This is a genomic window from Shewanella sp. SM69 (assembly GCF_025653985.1).
GTDB lineage: Bacteria > Pseudomonadota > Gammaproteobacteria > Enterobacterales > Shewanellaceae > Shewanella > Shewanella oncorhynchi.
Genome location: NZ_JAKKRV010000005.1, coordinates 85283 through 99845, shown reverse-complemented (window position 1 = coordinate 99845; position 14563 = coordinate 85283). Strand labels below are relative to the sequence as shown.

At 46.6% G+C, this 14563-nt stretch carries 12 protein-coding genes; 9 read left to right on the top strand and 3 right to left on the bottom strand.

Annotation, left to right across the window (positions count from 1 at the left end; all coding sequences use genetic code 11):
• The first annotated feature begins 111 nt into the window (after positions 1-111).
• The gene (locus tag L5M37_RS09120; protein WP_105249866.1) at positions 112-1179 is read left to right on the top strand and encodes an adenylate/guanylate cyclase domain-containing protein; all 1068 of its coding nucleotides are present in this window, start codon (positions 112-114) and stop codon (positions 1177-1179) included.
• Between the two features lie 55 nt (positions 1180-1234).
• On the opposite strand, the gene oxyR is transcribed toward L5M37_RS09120, so the two are convergent.
• The 3 genes from oxyR to L5M37_RS09105 all read right to left on the bottom strand — a co-directional run bounded on the left by oxyR (position 1235) and on the right by L5M37_RS09105 (position 3928).
• On the bottom strand, positions 1235-2146 hold the full coding sequence (gene oxyR, locus L5M37_RS09115) for a hydrogen peroxide-inducible genes transcriptional activator OxyR (protein ID WP_198572141.1): 912 nt from the start codon (positions 2144-2146) through the stop codon (positions 1235-1237).
• 282 nt (positions 2147-2428) lie between these two features.
• A complete protein-coding gene (locus tag L5M37_RS09110) occupies positions 2429-2794 on the bottom strand; it encodes an Hpt domain-containing protein (RefSeq protein WP_263200200.1) in 366 nt (121 codons plus the stop codon).
• 204 nt (positions 2795-2998) lie between these two features.
• The gene (locus tag L5M37_RS09105; protein WP_263200199.1) at positions 2999-3928 is read right to left on the bottom strand and encodes a TIGR01212 family radical SAM protein; all 930 of its coding nucleotides are present in this window, start codon (positions 3926-3928) and stop codon (positions 2999-3001) included.
• Between the two features lie 587 nt (positions 3929-4515).
• Between L5M37_RS09105 and gltB the strand changes: the two genes are divergently transcribed.
• The 8 genes from gltB to L5M37_RS09065 all read left to right on the top strand — a co-directional run bounded on the left by gltB (position 4516) and on the right by L5M37_RS09065 (position 14525).
• A complete protein-coding gene (gltB, locus tag L5M37_RS09100) occupies positions 4516-8964 on the top strand; it encodes a glutamate synthase large subunit (RefSeq protein ID WP_263200197.1) in 4449 nt (1482 codons plus the stop codon).
• Between the two features lie 6 nt (positions 8965-8970).
• The gene (locus tag L5M37_RS09095) at positions 8971-10377 is read left to right on the top strand and encodes an FAD-dependent oxidoreductase (RefSeq protein WP_263200194.1); all 1407 of its coding nucleotides are present in this window, start codon (positions 8971-8973) and stop codon (positions 10375-10377) included.
• A gap of 320 nt (positions 10378-10697) precedes the next feature.
• Positions 10698-11408 carry a 5'-methylthioadenosine/adenosylhomocysteine nucleosidase gene (locus L5M37_RS09090; protein ID WP_219252991.1) on the top strand — a complete coding sequence of 237 codons (711 nt, stop codon included), beginning with the start codon at positions 10698-10700 and terminating at the stop codon, positions 11406-11408.
• 22 nt (positions 11409-11430) lie between these two features.
• Positions 11431-12420: a cobalamin biosynthesis protein gene (locus tag L5M37_RS09085; RefSeq protein WP_263200192.1), complete on the top strand. Its 990-nt coding sequence runs from the start codon at positions 11431-11433 to the stop codon at positions 12418-12420.
• Between the two features lie 56 nt (positions 12421-12476).
• On the top strand, positions 12477-12854 hold the full coding sequence (locus L5M37_RS09080) for a DUF2721 domain-containing protein (protein ID WP_012088590.1): 378 nt from the start codon (positions 12477-12479) through the stop codon (positions 12852-12854).
• Positions 12851-13477, top strand: coding sequence for a trimeric intracellular cation channel family protein (locus L5M37_RS09075; protein ID WP_105249873.1), 627 nt, complete (start codon positions 12851-12853; stop codon positions 13475-13477). Before L5M37_RS09080 ends, L5M37_RS09075 begins: the two co-directional genes overlap by 4 nt.
• Before the next feature lies 1 nt (position 13478).
• On the top strand, positions 13479-13970 hold the full coding sequence (locus tag L5M37_RS09070; RefSeq protein ID WP_028760847.1) for a nuclear transport factor 2 family protein: 492 nt from the start codon (positions 13479-13481) through the stop codon (positions 13968-13970).
• A gap of 126 nt (positions 13971-14096) precedes the next feature.
• Positions 14097-14525, top strand: a complete 429-nt coding sequence (locus L5M37_RS09065) for a hypothetical protein (RefSeq protein WP_263200191.1) — start codon at positions 14097-14099, stop codon at positions 14523-14525.
• Positions 14526-14563: the final 38 nt, after the last annotated feature.

Here is a 14563-nt window from a genome sequence, read left to right as displayed (position 1 = left end):
GATATGAACTTGGATTGATCCAGATCACAAATTTCACTGGCACTAAGGTGACTCTTTTCTATAAACTACGGCATCCTGAAATCACAGCCGTATTCGGATACCAATCAAGCAGTGAGAGCACGTAGACAAGCGAAAAAACTCCTTTTTGCGATTTTAGCTTGGGCGATTGCCATGGCTGCATTCGTGTTTTTTCGATATGCCCAATCACCAGAGCTGCCCCAATGGGCGGTAAGTTCGGCTGATCTCGCAACACTTGCTATCTACATGGGGATTATTTTCGGCAGCTTACATTGGATGTCGAACGTCATTGCCGATTTCAGTGCAATCAATCGCCTCCCCTATGTGTTTTCAGTCATCTTTAAGGGCTTGTTTTTATTACTGGGTGCTACGACGTTAGCTTACATGACTCAGTTTTTAAATATGTGGGCCATCGAAAATCACATGTCGACCCTCAGACAAATGCTGACGGCGCACATTCTCTATAGTCCTTCATTCCAAGCATTGATCGTATATTTGGTCGTTGTACGAGTGAGCTTAGCTTTTGTCGAGCAAATGGCATTATTAGTCGGGCCGCGTATTTTACTCAACATAGGCCTTGGTAAATACCACAAGCCAAGATACGAGCAGCGCTTATTCCTCTATTTAGACATGGTCGCCTCAACCACACATGCCGAATCACTTGGCGATTACCGCTTTAGTCGATTGATCCAAGACAGCTTTAGTTTACTTTCAGATACAGTGTCCAATAACGAAGCTGAAATCTACCGCTATATGGGAGATGCAGTGCTGCTTCACTGGCCATTAGAAGAAGGGATAGTTCACGACCGCTGCATGAATATTTATTTTGAATTTAGCCAACAACTGAACTGGCAACGCCGCTACTTTGAAGAGCATTATGGCTTTGTGCCGAAATTTAAAGCGGCGGCCCATTGTGGCCAAGTCGTCGCTGCAGTTGTTGGTGTACAGAAACAAGAAATTAGTTTCTTTAGTGACGTGCTCAATACCTTAGCAAGACTGCAAGATCAATGTAATCCACTAGGACAGCGCATGTTGATTTCGGGTGCACTCGCGGGACGTTTAGATAACCCCAACACTCAGTATCACCTATCAAATCTAGGCCCAGTCAAACTCAAAGGGAAACAACACTCAATTGAAGTGTTTGGCGTTTCCCCGCTCTGATTTGTAATCGACTTTAAGCTTTAGCTTGAATTAATGCTTTGCAGTTACAGTCAGTTTATTCCCCGTCCTTAGTTAATAATTTTTGGATCATTAAACCTAAAGTGCGGAAAGTTAAGATCCGACTGGTGGTTTGACGCCAGACCAGGCCGATATCACGGTAAGGTGCCTCACCCGGTGGCGTCATCACCACTAAATCTGTGTCATTCAAAATACCCGCATCAATCGCCATTTGCGGAAGAAACGTGGTGCCCAGTTTACTGTTCACCATCTGCACTAAAGTATGCAAACTGGTGGCGGCAAACGGATTGACTTTCGCACTATCACCTAGCTGACATGCAGTAATAGCATGGCCTGTGATGCAATGCTCACTTTGCAGAAGAAAAATACTCTCGTCCGGCAGAGTTTGATAATCAATAGGTTGATGTATGCCACCCGCTAAATCTTTGTGGGCCACCATTTTGAAAGGATCTATGCCCACTTTCATGCTGTGGTAACCGCTAGTATCAACGGGTAGCGCTAGGATCAATAAGTCCAGCTCTCCTTTACCTAAAGCATCTAGCAAACGCTCAGTGGTATCTTCCTTCAATAATAAACTCATCGCCGGATAAGATTGCTGACACTGGCGGATCACACGACTCAATAGGAAAGGCGCTATGGTTGGAATACAGCCTAAGCGAATATCCCCCGTCATCGGCTCACCTTGATTTTTCACTAATTCCACCAAATCATCCACATCAGTGAGAATTTTACGGGCGCGCTGCACCACTTCTTCACCAATGGCGGTAAACATAAATGACTTATGGTCTCGCTCAATCAACTGATGCCCTAACTGCTCTTCTAGGTTTTGGATCCCACTTGAGAGCGTTGATTGACTGACGAAACACACCTTAGCGGCGCGGTTAAAATTCTGCTCTTGATGGAGATTCACCAAATAGAATAAGTTTTTTAAGCTAGGTAAACTTTTCATTTTCTCGATTGCCATGAAGGTTATGAATTAAGAAATTAAATCTACTTTAGCATAAGTGATGAGCAATAACGCGGCATAAGATATCAGGATTGTGACCCGAATCGATATTCAATCGGTTCGCCGTAAAACTTAAGTGGGAGTAACAAAATAAGATGGGAAAGGCGCTAACAAGAAAATGTCGAAAACAATAAACTTAATCGTAAAACCAATGCAAGATTCACTCAATTGAGCGCAACAATAGACATTATTGCTGCGCCTTAACTTACCTTAGCAAGTAATATTTTATGCTTTGGCTTGGAGGAATAACTTTAACTGTTGTAAATCTGTACTCGCGTGTTCAACGATGTCAGCAACCCAAGAGCCATGTTCAGCATCCCATCTTGCTTCTTCGCCATGCTGTAATAACTGGGCGATCTGCTGAATACGTTTTAACCCCACAGAACCTGCAGCACCTTTAAATTTATGTGCTTCTGAACATAAGGTATCTTTGTCTGCTGCGTCGTTAGCTTTCACTAGATTTCCAACATATTCAGGCATTAACTGCTCAAATAACACCACACTCTTGAGTAAGGTACCGGCACCAATGGCGCTGCAGTACTGTTCGAGAGTATTGAGATCTAGGATTGCTTCTAATTCAACTGTGGCCATAAGGCCTCCCTTAAGTGGTTCAATGCTTAAAACGAATTTATCACATGATACCCACTAAAATTGTCAGTGCAACTTATAGCGATATTCATGGTCTAATTCAGATTAAAATTAACAAAAAACAAACTAATAGTCGTAAATAAACGCTTACGAAATAATAGCGACGACATAACATTTGGGGAGTAAATTTATCCCACTAACTTGCCTCTATCGTTGCGCTAATGCGTGCCCTTGTCCACCATAAAGCTGCAAATTATCCACAATCGCCACCAATCCATCCCAACGATAGGCACACCAATCGGGTGCTAATAGCATAGGTTTTTTCGCATAAGCGGTGACACGGTGAAAAATAACTTCTAGGGGGGTATGGCGGATAATCTCGCCGACACTGTGGGCATAATCCTCAAGACTCAATAAAGGTAAGCGCCCACTTCGCCACGACTTAGCCATAGTGCTACCTTCGACGATATGCAAAGGATGTAGCTTCAAGCCATCAACGCCCTGCTGCAATACAGCAGCTAAAGTCGCCATATAATCGCTATGGGTTTCATCGGGTAAGCCAAGAATGAGATGAGTGCACACCTTAAGACCGCGAGCTCTCGCCCTCGACACAGTGTCACAATAACAGGCGAAATCATGGCCACGGTTAATTCTACGCAGTGTTTCATCTTTGGCTGTTTGCAACCCGAGCTCTAACCACACATCGACACCATTTGCCTGATAACGCGCCAGTAAATCCAGTACATTATTTGGCACACAATCGGGGCGAGTTCCTACACATAAACCGACTATCTCGCCATCTTTAACCGCTTCATCGTACTTAGCCATTAACACTTGATATTCATCGTAAGTGCTAGTATAGGCTTGAAAATAAGCAATAAATTTATCGGCTTGTGCCTGAGGCTTCGCCTCACGATAGCGGCTCTTACCCTGTTCGAGTTGCTCAGTAATACTCAATACATCGGCAGTTTGATGGCTAAATGACGCCACATTACAGAAAGTACAACCTCCGCGCCCTAAAGTGCCGTCACGGTTAGGGCAAGTAAACTTGGCATCTATAGTGAGTTTTCGCAGTCGGGTGCCATATCGCGCCTTACAAACGGCACCAAAGGTGTTCACATATGCATCAAGCCCCATCAGAGCACCCACCAAATTTCATATCGCTTCATTGAGAATAACCAAGATAAAATCACAAATAGAAAAGAAAATACGTGAACAAATAGAAGAAAAAGCTTAGTGTAAATAAGGTAGCGAGAGTTTTCTTGGCGCTACATCAAATTCCCGCCTGACTCATACCGTTATTATCATAAATGTGCGCATCCTCAAATTAGCCAGCTTACCGCTGAGATCTTGCTCACACCAAAATGAATAACAATTCAACAATTTTAATTTTTTATCTATTTACTGTGTTTGCAATAAAAATCACTATTTCTAAATCAAAAACAATCCCATCAGCATGTTACACCTTGGTAAATTTTGAGTTTGATAGTTTTTAAAATTCTTTTTATTCATAATGTTATACAGCACATTTTACTGTTGACGTTAACGTAAGGCAATTGTGGTTTGTGTATGAAACATGAATTAATACCCATGTTTTATGCAAATTTTTGGTTTGACCTTTATTGAATCTCAGGCTAATTTGGGTGGTTCGGGTGCATATCTATAGAAAGTCTTTACATTTTCTCCCCGAGTAGTAATCAGTTGAGGTCTAGGGAGGTTTTTGTATGAGCTTATATCATCCCAGTTTTGAGCGGGACAATTGTGGTTTTGGGTTGATAGCACAGATGGATGGCGAAGCCAGCCACCGCATAGTGCGCACGGCAATCCATGGTCTAGATCGCATGAAGCACCGAGGGGGCATTGCCTCCGACGGTCGCACTGGCGACGGCTGTGGTTTATTAATGCAATTACCCGTGCAATTTTTTGAAGCGATTGCCGCGGAAAATGATTGGCATTTGAGCAGAAAATTTGCCGTAGGTATGCTGTTTTTAAGTCAAGATGATGAACTGGCTGACCAAGCCAAGTTTATTCTTGAGCGCGAACTCGAGCGTGAAACCTTAAGTATTGCAGGCTGGCGCAAGGTGCCTGTCAATCCCGATGTGTTAGGTGAAATTGGCAAGGCTAGCCTGCCACAAATCTATCAAGTGCTGATCAACGCCCCCATTGGCTGGCGTGAAAAAGACTTGGAACGTCGCCTTTATATGGCGCGTCGCCGCCTAGAGCAGCAGATCACCGACGACAAAGACTTCTATGTCGCGAGTTTGTCAGGCCAAGTTATCGTCTATAAAGGTCTGATGATGCCTGTAGACTTGCCCGCGTTTTATCCCGATCTCGCGGACATTCGCTTAAAAAGCTCTATCTGCCTATTCCATCAACGTTTCTCAACAAATACTTCTCCTAAATGGCCATTAGCTCAGCCGTTTAGATATTTAGCCCATAACGGCGAAATCAATACGATTACGGGTAACCGTCAATGGGCCCGCGCCCGTGCCTATAAGTTTAATTCGCCGCTACTGCCAGATTTGCAGCAGGCCGCTCCCTTTGTGAATGAAACAGGCTCAGACTCTTCATCTTTAGATAATATGCTGGAAATGCTGTTATCTGGTGGCATGGACTTATACCGTGCCATGCGTCTATTGATCCCGCCTGCTTGGCAAAGTAATCCAGAAATGGATGACGAATTAAAAGCCTTCTACGACTTTAACTCTATGCACATGGAGCCTTGGGATGGTCCGGCAGGTATTGTGATGACCAACGGTCGCCATGCCGCCTGCGCTGTTGACCGTAATGGTCTGCGTCCATCGCGTTATGTGATCACAAAAGATCGTATTTTGACCTTAGCTTCCGAAGTCGGAATTTGGGATTACGCCGCCGATGAAGTGATTGAAAAAGGCCGAGTTGGGCCTGGAGAATTATTGGTACTCGATACCTTGAACGGCCGCCTGTACCAATCTTTTGAAATTGATAACGATCTTAAACGCCGCCACCCCTATAAAGAGTGGATGGCGAAAAACAGCCGTACTTTAACGCCAGCGGAAGATTTAGCCTCTGAGCAGCACGGTGCCAGCGAGTTAAGTCCTGAGCTATTGCTGCAATACCAAAAACAATTTGGCTATACCCGTGAGGAATTAGAACAAGTCATTTGGGTATTGGCGAAGCAAGGTGAAGAAGCTACAGGTTCTATGGGCGACGACACACCTATGGCGGTATTGTCGAAAAAGTCACGTTCACTGTATGACTATTTTAGGCAAAAATTTGCTCAAGTAACAAATCCCCCCATAGATCCATTACGTGAAAAGCACGTCATGTCATTGACCACTTGTATTGGCCGTGAACAGAACCTCTTCAATGAAACGACTGGGCATGCTTACCGGGTGATGTTCAATTCACCTATTTTATTATTCAGTGATTTTAACCAGTTACTGGGATTAGATAGCACTTACTATCGCGCCAATATTGTCGATTTAAATTACGAACCACAGGAAGGCTTAGAAAGCGCCATTCGCCGCATCACAGCCGAAGCCGAACGTTTAGCCCGCAGCGGCACGACTTTGTTGATCCTTTCAGATAGAGCCATAGGTAAAACAGCGCAAGTGATCCCCGCGGCCATGGCGGTCGGTTCTGTACAGCAAATGCTGGTGAATAAGAGCCTGCGCTGCGACACCAACATCATAGTTGAAACCGCATCGGCGCGAGATCCGCATCACTTTGCCGTATTGCTTGGCTTTGGTGCCACGGCGATTTATCCGTATTTAGTGTATGAGTCAATTTCCGAACTGGCGAAACGCCATGACTTAACCGATACCACGGCATTGATGTTGAACTTCCGCTACGGCATCGAAAAAGGCTTGCGTAAGATCATGTCCAAAATGGGTATTAGCACTGTCGGTTCCTACCGTTGTAGCCAACAGTTTGAAGCCATAGGCATTGCCAGCGAAGTGATCGAACTGTGTTTTAAAGGCGTAATTAGCCGCATCGAGGGCGCAGGCTTTGCAGACATAGCCCAAGACCAAGCGATTCTGCACAAAGCTGCCTACCGTACCCATGTGCCATTACCGCAAGGTGGCCTGCTGAAATACGTTGAGGGCGGCGAGTATCACTGTTTCAACCCTGATGTGGTCAACACCTTGCAAGCATCATTGATTGACAAAGACTTCGCGAGCTATAAAAAATTCACCGAACTCGTCGACAATCGTCCCGTGGCCACACTGCGTGACTTAATCGGTATTAAGGGCGCACAAACATCGATTAATGTCGCCGATGTAGAAGCGGCATCAAATCTATATTCACGTTTTGACAGTGCCGCCATGAGCATCGGCGCCTTGAGCCCTGAAGCTCATGAAGCGCTTGCTATTGCGATGAACCGCTTAGGTGGCCGCTCGAACTCAGGTGAAGGTGGTGAGGATGCACGCCGCTTTAATACTGAACGCAACTCTGCGATTAAACAGATTGCCTCGGCACGCTTTGGCGTTACGGCGCATTATTTAGTTAATGCTGATGTGTTACAGATTAAAGTCGCCCAAGGGGCAAAACCCGGTGAAGGTGGCCAGTTACCCGGCCATAAGGTGAGTGTTGAAATCGCCGGACTGCGTCATGCACGTCCTGGTGTGACCTTGATTTCACCGCCACCGCACCACGATATTTACTCTATCGAAGATTTAGCCCAGCTGATTTTCGACTTGAAGCAAATCAATACTAAAGCGCTGATTTCAGTGAAACTTGTGTCAGAACCCGGTGTGGGCACGATCGCCACCGGCGTGGCCAAAGCCTATGCGGACATGATCACGATTTCAGGGTATGACGGCGGCACAGGTGCTAGCCCAATTACCTCAGTGAAATATGCGGGCAGTCCATGGGAGCTAGGGTTAGCCGAGGTGCATCAATCGCTAGTAGAAAATGGTCTACGCCATAAAATTCGCCTGCAAGTCGATGGCGGCTTAAAAACCGGTACCGATGTGATTAAAGCCGCGTTATTGGGCGCCGAAAGCTTTGGTTTTGGTACTGTGCCTATGATCGCCCTAGGTTGTAAATACCTGCGTATTTGCCACTTGAACAACTGTGCGACTGGCGTAGCAACGCAAGATAAAAACCTGCGCGACAACCATTACCATGGTCTGCCAGAGCGAGTGATGACTTACTTTGAGTTTGTTGCACAGGAAGTTCGTGAATGGATGGCGACCTTAGGGGTGAGCAAGTTTGAAGACCTCGTCGGTCGCAGCGAATGGTTATATGCCCTCGAAGGCCAAACCGCGAAGCAACAAGGGCTCGACTTATCGCCGATTTTGTATCAACCCAAAGTGCCAGCAACCTCGTCACGCACTTGGCAAGAAACCAATCCACCGGCGGATTTAGGGCTGCTTAACCAGCATTTATTAAACGAATGCCAAAGCGCCGTCGATAAGGGCGAGAGTTTCGATGCAGCTTACAGCATCAACAACACAGACCGTTCCGTTGGCGCGACGTTGTCAGGCTATATCGCGAGCACGCTCGGCGTGAAAGGCACCAAAGCGCCGGTCAAACTGAGCTTTAACGGCAGTGCCGGCCAAAGTTTTGGCGTGTGGAACAGCCCAGGCCTTGAGTTAAAACTCTGCGGCGATGCCAACGACTATGTGGGTAAAGGCATGTCTGGCGGCCAAATCGTCATCTACCCGCCAATTGGCAGCCCGTTCCAAAGTGAGCGCAGCGCCATTGTCGGTAACACGTGTCTTTACGGCGCGACGGGCGGCAAGTTCTTCGCCGCAGGTCAAGCGGGCGAGCGTTTTGCAGTCCGTAACTCTGGGGCGATTGCTGTGGTCGAAGGGCTTGGCGATAACGGCTGCGAATACATGACCAGCGGCATTGTGGTTGTCCTTGGTAAAACAGGGGTGAACTTCGGCGCTGGGATGACAGGCGGTTTTGCCTATGTATTCGATCAATTCGGCCGCTTCAATCGCCGTGTGAACACTGAGCTTGTCGATACTCAAAAACTCGAATCACCGATCCATCAACAACATTTAAAAGGTCTGATTGAAGCCCACGTGGCCGAGACGGGCAGCGAACATGCAAAGATGATCTTAAGTGATTTTGGTAACTGGTTAGATTGCTTCGTATTAGTAAAACCTAAAAATATTGCCGTGGCCGATCTGCTCAAATTAGAGAAATCGAGCCCAGAATTAGTTGTAAAAGCGGGGTAATGGCGCATGAGTAACGATTTTCAATTTATTGAAGTGGGTCGTAAAGACCCCGCTAAACACCCTGCAGCTAAACGTGCGACTCAGTTTATTGAGATTTATCAGCCTTTTGCTCAGCCTCAAGTGGCTGAGCAAGCGGACCGCTGTTTAGATTGCGGCAATCCTTATTGTGAGTGGAAATGCCCGCTACACAATTATATTCCTAACTGGCTCAAGCTAGTGGAACAAGGTCGCATCATGGAAGCGGCAGATTTAGTGCATGAGACCAACACTCTGCCCGAAATCTGCGGCCGTGTTTGTCCACAAGACAGACTCTGTGAAGGTGCTTGTACTCTGAACGACGACTTTGGCGCTGTCACTATCGGTAATGTCGAAAAATACATTACCGACACAGCGATCGCCCAAGGCTGGCGCCCCGATATGAGCAAGGTCACGCCACGCCCTGAACGAGTGGCGATTGTCGGTGCGGGTCCTGCAGGTTTAGGCTGCGCGGATATTCTGTCTCGCAACGGTGTTAAAGCTGTGGTCTTTGATAAATATCCACAAATTGGTGGTCTACTCACCTACGGTATTCCGTCTTTTAAACTCGACAAAGCCGTTATGGCGACCCGTCGCAGTGTATTAGAAGGCATGGGCATTGAGTTCAAACTCGGTGTCACTGTCGGTAAGGACATCCCATTTACTAAACTGCTCGAAGAATACGATGCCGTCTTCCTCGGTATGGGCACCTATACCGCAATGAAAGCAGGCCTTGAGGGTGAAGATGCCCAAGGCGTATACCAAGCCCTGCCCTATTTGATTGGTAACACCCATCATTTAATGGGCACTCAGAATGCTGAAACGCCCTACCTGAGCCTTGAAGGTAAGCGTGTGGTGGTATTAGGCGGTGGTGATACTGCGATGGATTGTGTGCGCACAGCCGTCAGACAAGGTGCCAGCAGCGTAGTCTGTGCTTACCGCCGGGACGAGGCCAACATGCCAGGCTCACGTCGTGAAGTGCAAAATGCGCGGGAGGAAGGCGTTAACTTCCTGTTTAACCGTCAACCTGTGGCGATTAAAACCCAAGATGGCAAAGTGATCGGCATTGAATGCGTTGAAACCGCCATGGGAAAGGCCGATGCAAGCGGTCGTCAACGCGCCGAAGCGATTGCCGGTAGCGAACAGTTGCTCGAAGCCGATGCGATTATTATTGCCTTTGGTTTCCAACCTAGCCCAGCACCTTGGTTTGCCGAACACGGTATCGAGCTCGATCAATGGGGCCGAGTCAAAGCGAGTAAGTTAGATGAAAACCCATTCCAAACCACAAACCCGAAAGTGTTTGCCGGTGGTGATATGGTGCGTGGTTCTGACTTAGTCGTGACAGCCATTGCCGAAGGTCGCGATGCCGCCCAAGGTATTCTTAACTACTTAGACTAAGCGCTAAGCTTAAACGCCAATGTGTTTGTTTTATCGGTAAAAAACATTTTACCCTTGTCATTTTAACAAGCACTCTAATGGCTGGACTCGTGCAAACGAGTTCAGTCATTGGCTTGTGGCTTATCGCAATCGGTTGATGGATAAAATAGATAGATAAAGCGCGCATCTTAGGGGCGCACTTTTCCGTTAACCCTCCCGCGTTTTACCCCGCGATTATCAAGCAATCCCAATCTCGCCATAACGACTGCATAAAACTGTGTGGTATATTAGCCAGCATTACCGTGTCCCACTCTTTAAGTGTTGAATCAAAAAGGTCTCCCATGAAAATTGGAATTATTGGCGCAATGGAGCCAGAAGTCGCTCACCTGATCGCCGCCATGACAAATGCGACATCGCAAACCATTGCTGGTATTGAATTTATTGCTGGTACTCTCGCGGGTAAAGACGTAGTCGTGACTCGCTCAGGCATAGGTAAAGTCGCCGCAAGTATTGCGACCACGCTACTCATCGAAAAATATGCGCCGGATGCGGTGATCAATACTGGTTCTGCCGGTGGTTTTGTGGATTCGCTAGCCATTGGCGATATCGTGATTTCTTCTGAAGTGCGTCACCATGATGTGGATGTTACCGCCTTTGGTTATGAAATTGGCCAAATGGCACAGCAACCTGCTGCGTTTATTCCTGCCGCACATTTAGTTGAAGCCGCCAACAAAGCGATTGCTCAACTGGGTGAAGTCAAAGCGATTGAAGGTTTGATTTGTACTGGCGACAGCTTTATTTGCGATCCTGTTCGCACCCAAGCCATGCTCAAAAACTTCCCGACTATGGCCGCCTGTGAGATGGAAGGCGCGGCAATCGCTCAAGTTTGTCATCAGTTTGGAGTGCCATTTGTGGTGATCCGCTCTTTATCGGATAACGCCAACAATGACTCGCCAGTGGATTTCGACTCTTATATTGTCAAAGCGGGTTATCACTCGGCTCTGATGGTGATGTTGCTGCTTGAGCAACTGAATCCTAGCACAGTAAAATAATCACTTAAGTGGAAAGTACCGAATGCACACCTCTTTTTATCAACAACTTGTCGAGATAGATGGCGCTTTGTTTGAAGGCTTTTTGGTACTTTTTTTTGCTTTGTTATTGGCGCGGTTAGCGCCATTACCACGGGAAATGCAGCCGCTTATTTGGTTTAGCCATTTAGCCAAGCAACTCGCTGCCAAAGTGAATCGCCCAGAACGCTCTCCAAGCCAACAAGCCACAGCAGGCTTTTTAGCTATGATGTTGTTACTGTTTCCGTTTTGGGCCATTATCACCTTTTTGCTCGAACTGGCCGCCTTTCCATGGTTTTTCGAATTTTTGGTGCTTTATCTATGCTTAACCGATGCAGGGTTTAGCCAAGTCGCCGATGAAATCGCTAAAGCCTTAAAACGTGGAGACAATGCCAGCGCAAAAAAGCTTTTACAGCCTTGGGTAGTGCGCGATACCGATAGTTTGTCGGAAATCGGCCTAGCCAAAGCCACCATAGAAAAACTCGCCACAGCGCCTATTTACGGCACAGCATCGACCATTTTCTTTTTCGCTATTGCTGGAGCACCGCTAGTGCTAGCTGTGCGAATGCTCAAACAACTCGAATTGAGCTGGCCGCCCATTCAACCAAAGTATCAACATTTCTGCAGTACTGTGAATGGTGTATCCATTATCTTGCTGGCGATTCCGGCTTGGTTGTGGAGCCTGTCGCTCGCCATTCAAGGCGGGCCTAAGGCGTTTGCAAAACTTTTTAGAGCCCCTAAAAATCATCACGCTATTCGAGGTTATGTTCTCAGTGTGAATCTCGTGGCCAGTATTTTGAGAATCGAGCTCGGTGGACCACAGAAGTTTGCTGGCGTGCGTATCAATGTGGATAAATTGTGCTACGGTCCGCAGCCAACCAGTGATGACATCACGCCTGCAATTAAGCTGACCTCACGTGCCTGTACTATCTGGTTTAGCTTTATCATTATACTGCCCTTGTTATGGGCAAGTTTACGTTGGTTACAAAGCCTGTGATATGATGCCGCATTATCTCAACGTGAAGTTAAAGGCTGACCATCTTGCTCGAAAACATGCATGTTTCATTAACAACACCTGCGTTGTTATTTCCTGCTATCTCATTGTTATTATTAGCTTATACCAATCGTTTTTTTGCCTTAGCCGCATTAATCCGAAATTTAAGCAATGGTGAAAAACCCGTACATAAAGATCAAATTAAGAACCTGAGCCAGCGTATTACTATCATTCGTCGAATGCAGGAAGCAGGCGTGTCAAGCTTTGCCCTATGCGTACTGTGTATGATTTTTATCTATATAGGCTTTAATAAAACCGGCTCAGTGATTTTTGGCGCTAGCCTACTGCTCTTGCTCTATTCACTGATTTTATCTGTGATTGAAATCCGCATCTCTGTTGACGCATTAAATATCCATATCAAAGAGATGAGTAAATGAGCCAGTGGATCTACTTTTTTGATTTATGGGGTACCGCTGTATTTGCATTATCCGGCGCACTTGCCGCTGGACGCCATAGAATGGACCCCTTTGGCGTTATCGTGCTCGCCTCGGTTACCGCTGTCGGTGGTGGCAGTATTCGTGATGCCTTAATTGGTGCAACGCCAGTGTTCTGGATCCGCGACCCGAATTACATCATAGTGATCCTCGCGACCGTGCTCGTCTGTTTGCTATTAGTCCGTCGCCCTCGTAAGGTACCAGAGTATATTTTACCCGTCGCAGATGCCTTTGGATTGGCCCTCTTTACCGTGATAGGTGCTGAAAAGGCCCTCAATATGGGCTTGAGTGGGATGATTGCCGTGGTAATGGGCTTGATCACTGGCGTGGGAGGAGGCATTATTCGAGACTTACTGTGTAGACAAGTTCCTATGGTCTTACGCACAGAAGTCTATGCCACAGCTTCGATCATAGGTGGTATCGGCTATACCGTGAGCTTAGCCTACGGTATGGGCGAAAAAATGGCGCTGTTTCTGGCGATGGCCAGTGCCCTGTTAATCCGCTTAAGTGCCATCAAGTGGCATCTTTCATTACCGGCCTTTGATCTCAAGACCAAGAGGGAATAGTTTGCGAATATTGTGTTTTATTTTGTGCCTCATTTTTGTTCCAGCCCTCAATCCTGCAGCGGCGCAAGCCAACTCAGGTGAAATGCCACAAGAACAGCAGTTAGCCGTAAAATATATGAATGCGCTAACTGAACACGACTATAAGACACTGCGAAAATTCTATAACCGCGAAAGCGTCTTCTTCGACAAAACCGCCAACCGTAAATACACTGGCGGCCGCTTCATCATCGACTTCCTTGAGCGCGCCCACGAGGGCGTGCTCGAGTACAACTTCAACATAGAACATATGTATAACGCAGGCTCTTTAGTAGTGATGATAGGTAACTATCATTTCAAGGGTCCAGGTGAACAATTTGGCAAACCGGGGAAAATCATCGATGTTGCGATACCTGGTGTGACAAGCCTTAAGATCGACATGCTCAATCGCAGAGTAACGGAACATGTCGACCTAATCGATTACCAGACCATGTCAGACCAATTAGCGATGCAGTAGTCACAAAATTTACCCGTCTTTGAAACTTGATCCCTAAAAACGAGTCGAAACTAACAATGAGTCAATACCACTGCGTATTTTACCTTTGAAAAATTGACTGAGCCGTTTCGTTTCAATGAGGTTTGTATGAAGTTTTTTGGATTGATTGCCCTACTCGCCCTTAATGGCTTAATACTGGCCCCCAAAGCACAGGCTCTACAGCCCATTATCGTTTCCTACGCCGTCCAGCCAGTAAGCCATTTTAATCAACAACTACGTACCGCTCAGGCGCAACATCAGCCTTGGTCGGAAGATCCCAATAAAATCAGCAGCCAATATGCAGGCAACAAATTTACTTTAGTGCGAACTCAAACCAATAAAGATGGCATTTTGACCTATCAAGTGAGCGAACTTTCCAAGCAGCATCCACAGATGCTGTTGATTATCTCACTGAAACAAAACGCTAAACTTTGGCAGGTAAGTTCGGCCCAATTGGCATGGAAATGCAGTGGCGGGCAACACTTTGGCACCGACAGATGTAATATCGGCGAGCATGAGGCCAATACAGCGCCTTAATCTTGTTTTGTGAAAAGATTCAAAAACAAAGAGCGCCC

Excerpts from the sequence above, each read along its gene's own strand:
- oxyR (WP_198572141.1), bottom strand. The coding sequence starts at position 2,146 with ATGAAAAGTTTACCTAGCTTAAAAAACTTATTCTATTTGGTGAATCTC.
- L5M37_RS09110 (WP_263200200.1), bottom strand. The coding sequence starts at position 2,794 with ATGGCCACAGTTGAATTAGAAGCAATCCTAGATCTCAATACTCTCGAA.
- L5M37_RS09105 (WP_263200199.1), bottom strand. The coding sequence starts at position 3,928 with ATGGGGCTTGATGCATATGTGAACACCTTTGGTGCCGTTTGTAAGGCG.
- gltB (WP_263200197.1), top strand. The coding sequence starts at position 4,516 with ATGAGCTTATATCATCCCAGTTTTGAGCGGGACAATTGTGGTTTTGGG.
- L5M37_RS09095 (WP_263200194.1), top strand. The coding sequence starts at position 8,971 with ATGAGTAACGATTTTCAATTTATTGAAGTGGGTCGTAAAGACCCCGCT.
- L5M37_RS09090 (WP_219252991.1), top strand. The coding sequence starts at position 10,698 with ATGAAAATTGGAATTATTGGCGCAATGGAGCCAGAAGTCGCTCACCTG.
- L5M37_RS09085 (WP_263200192.1), top strand. The coding sequence starts at position 11,431 with ATGCACACCTCTTTTTATCAACAACTTGTCGAGATAGATGGCGCTTTG.
- L5M37_RS09080 (WP_012088590.1), top strand. The coding sequence starts at position 12,477 with ATGCATGTTTCATTAACAACACCTGCGTTGTTATTTCCTGCTATCTCA.
- L5M37_RS09075 (WP_105249873.1), top strand. The coding sequence starts at position 12,851 with ATGAGCCAGTGGATCTACTTTTTTGATTTATGGGGTACCGCTGTATTT.
- L5M37_RS09065 (WP_263200191.1), top strand. The coding sequence starts at position 14,097 with ATGAAGTTTTTTGGATTGATTGCCCTACTCGCCCTTAATGGCTTAATA.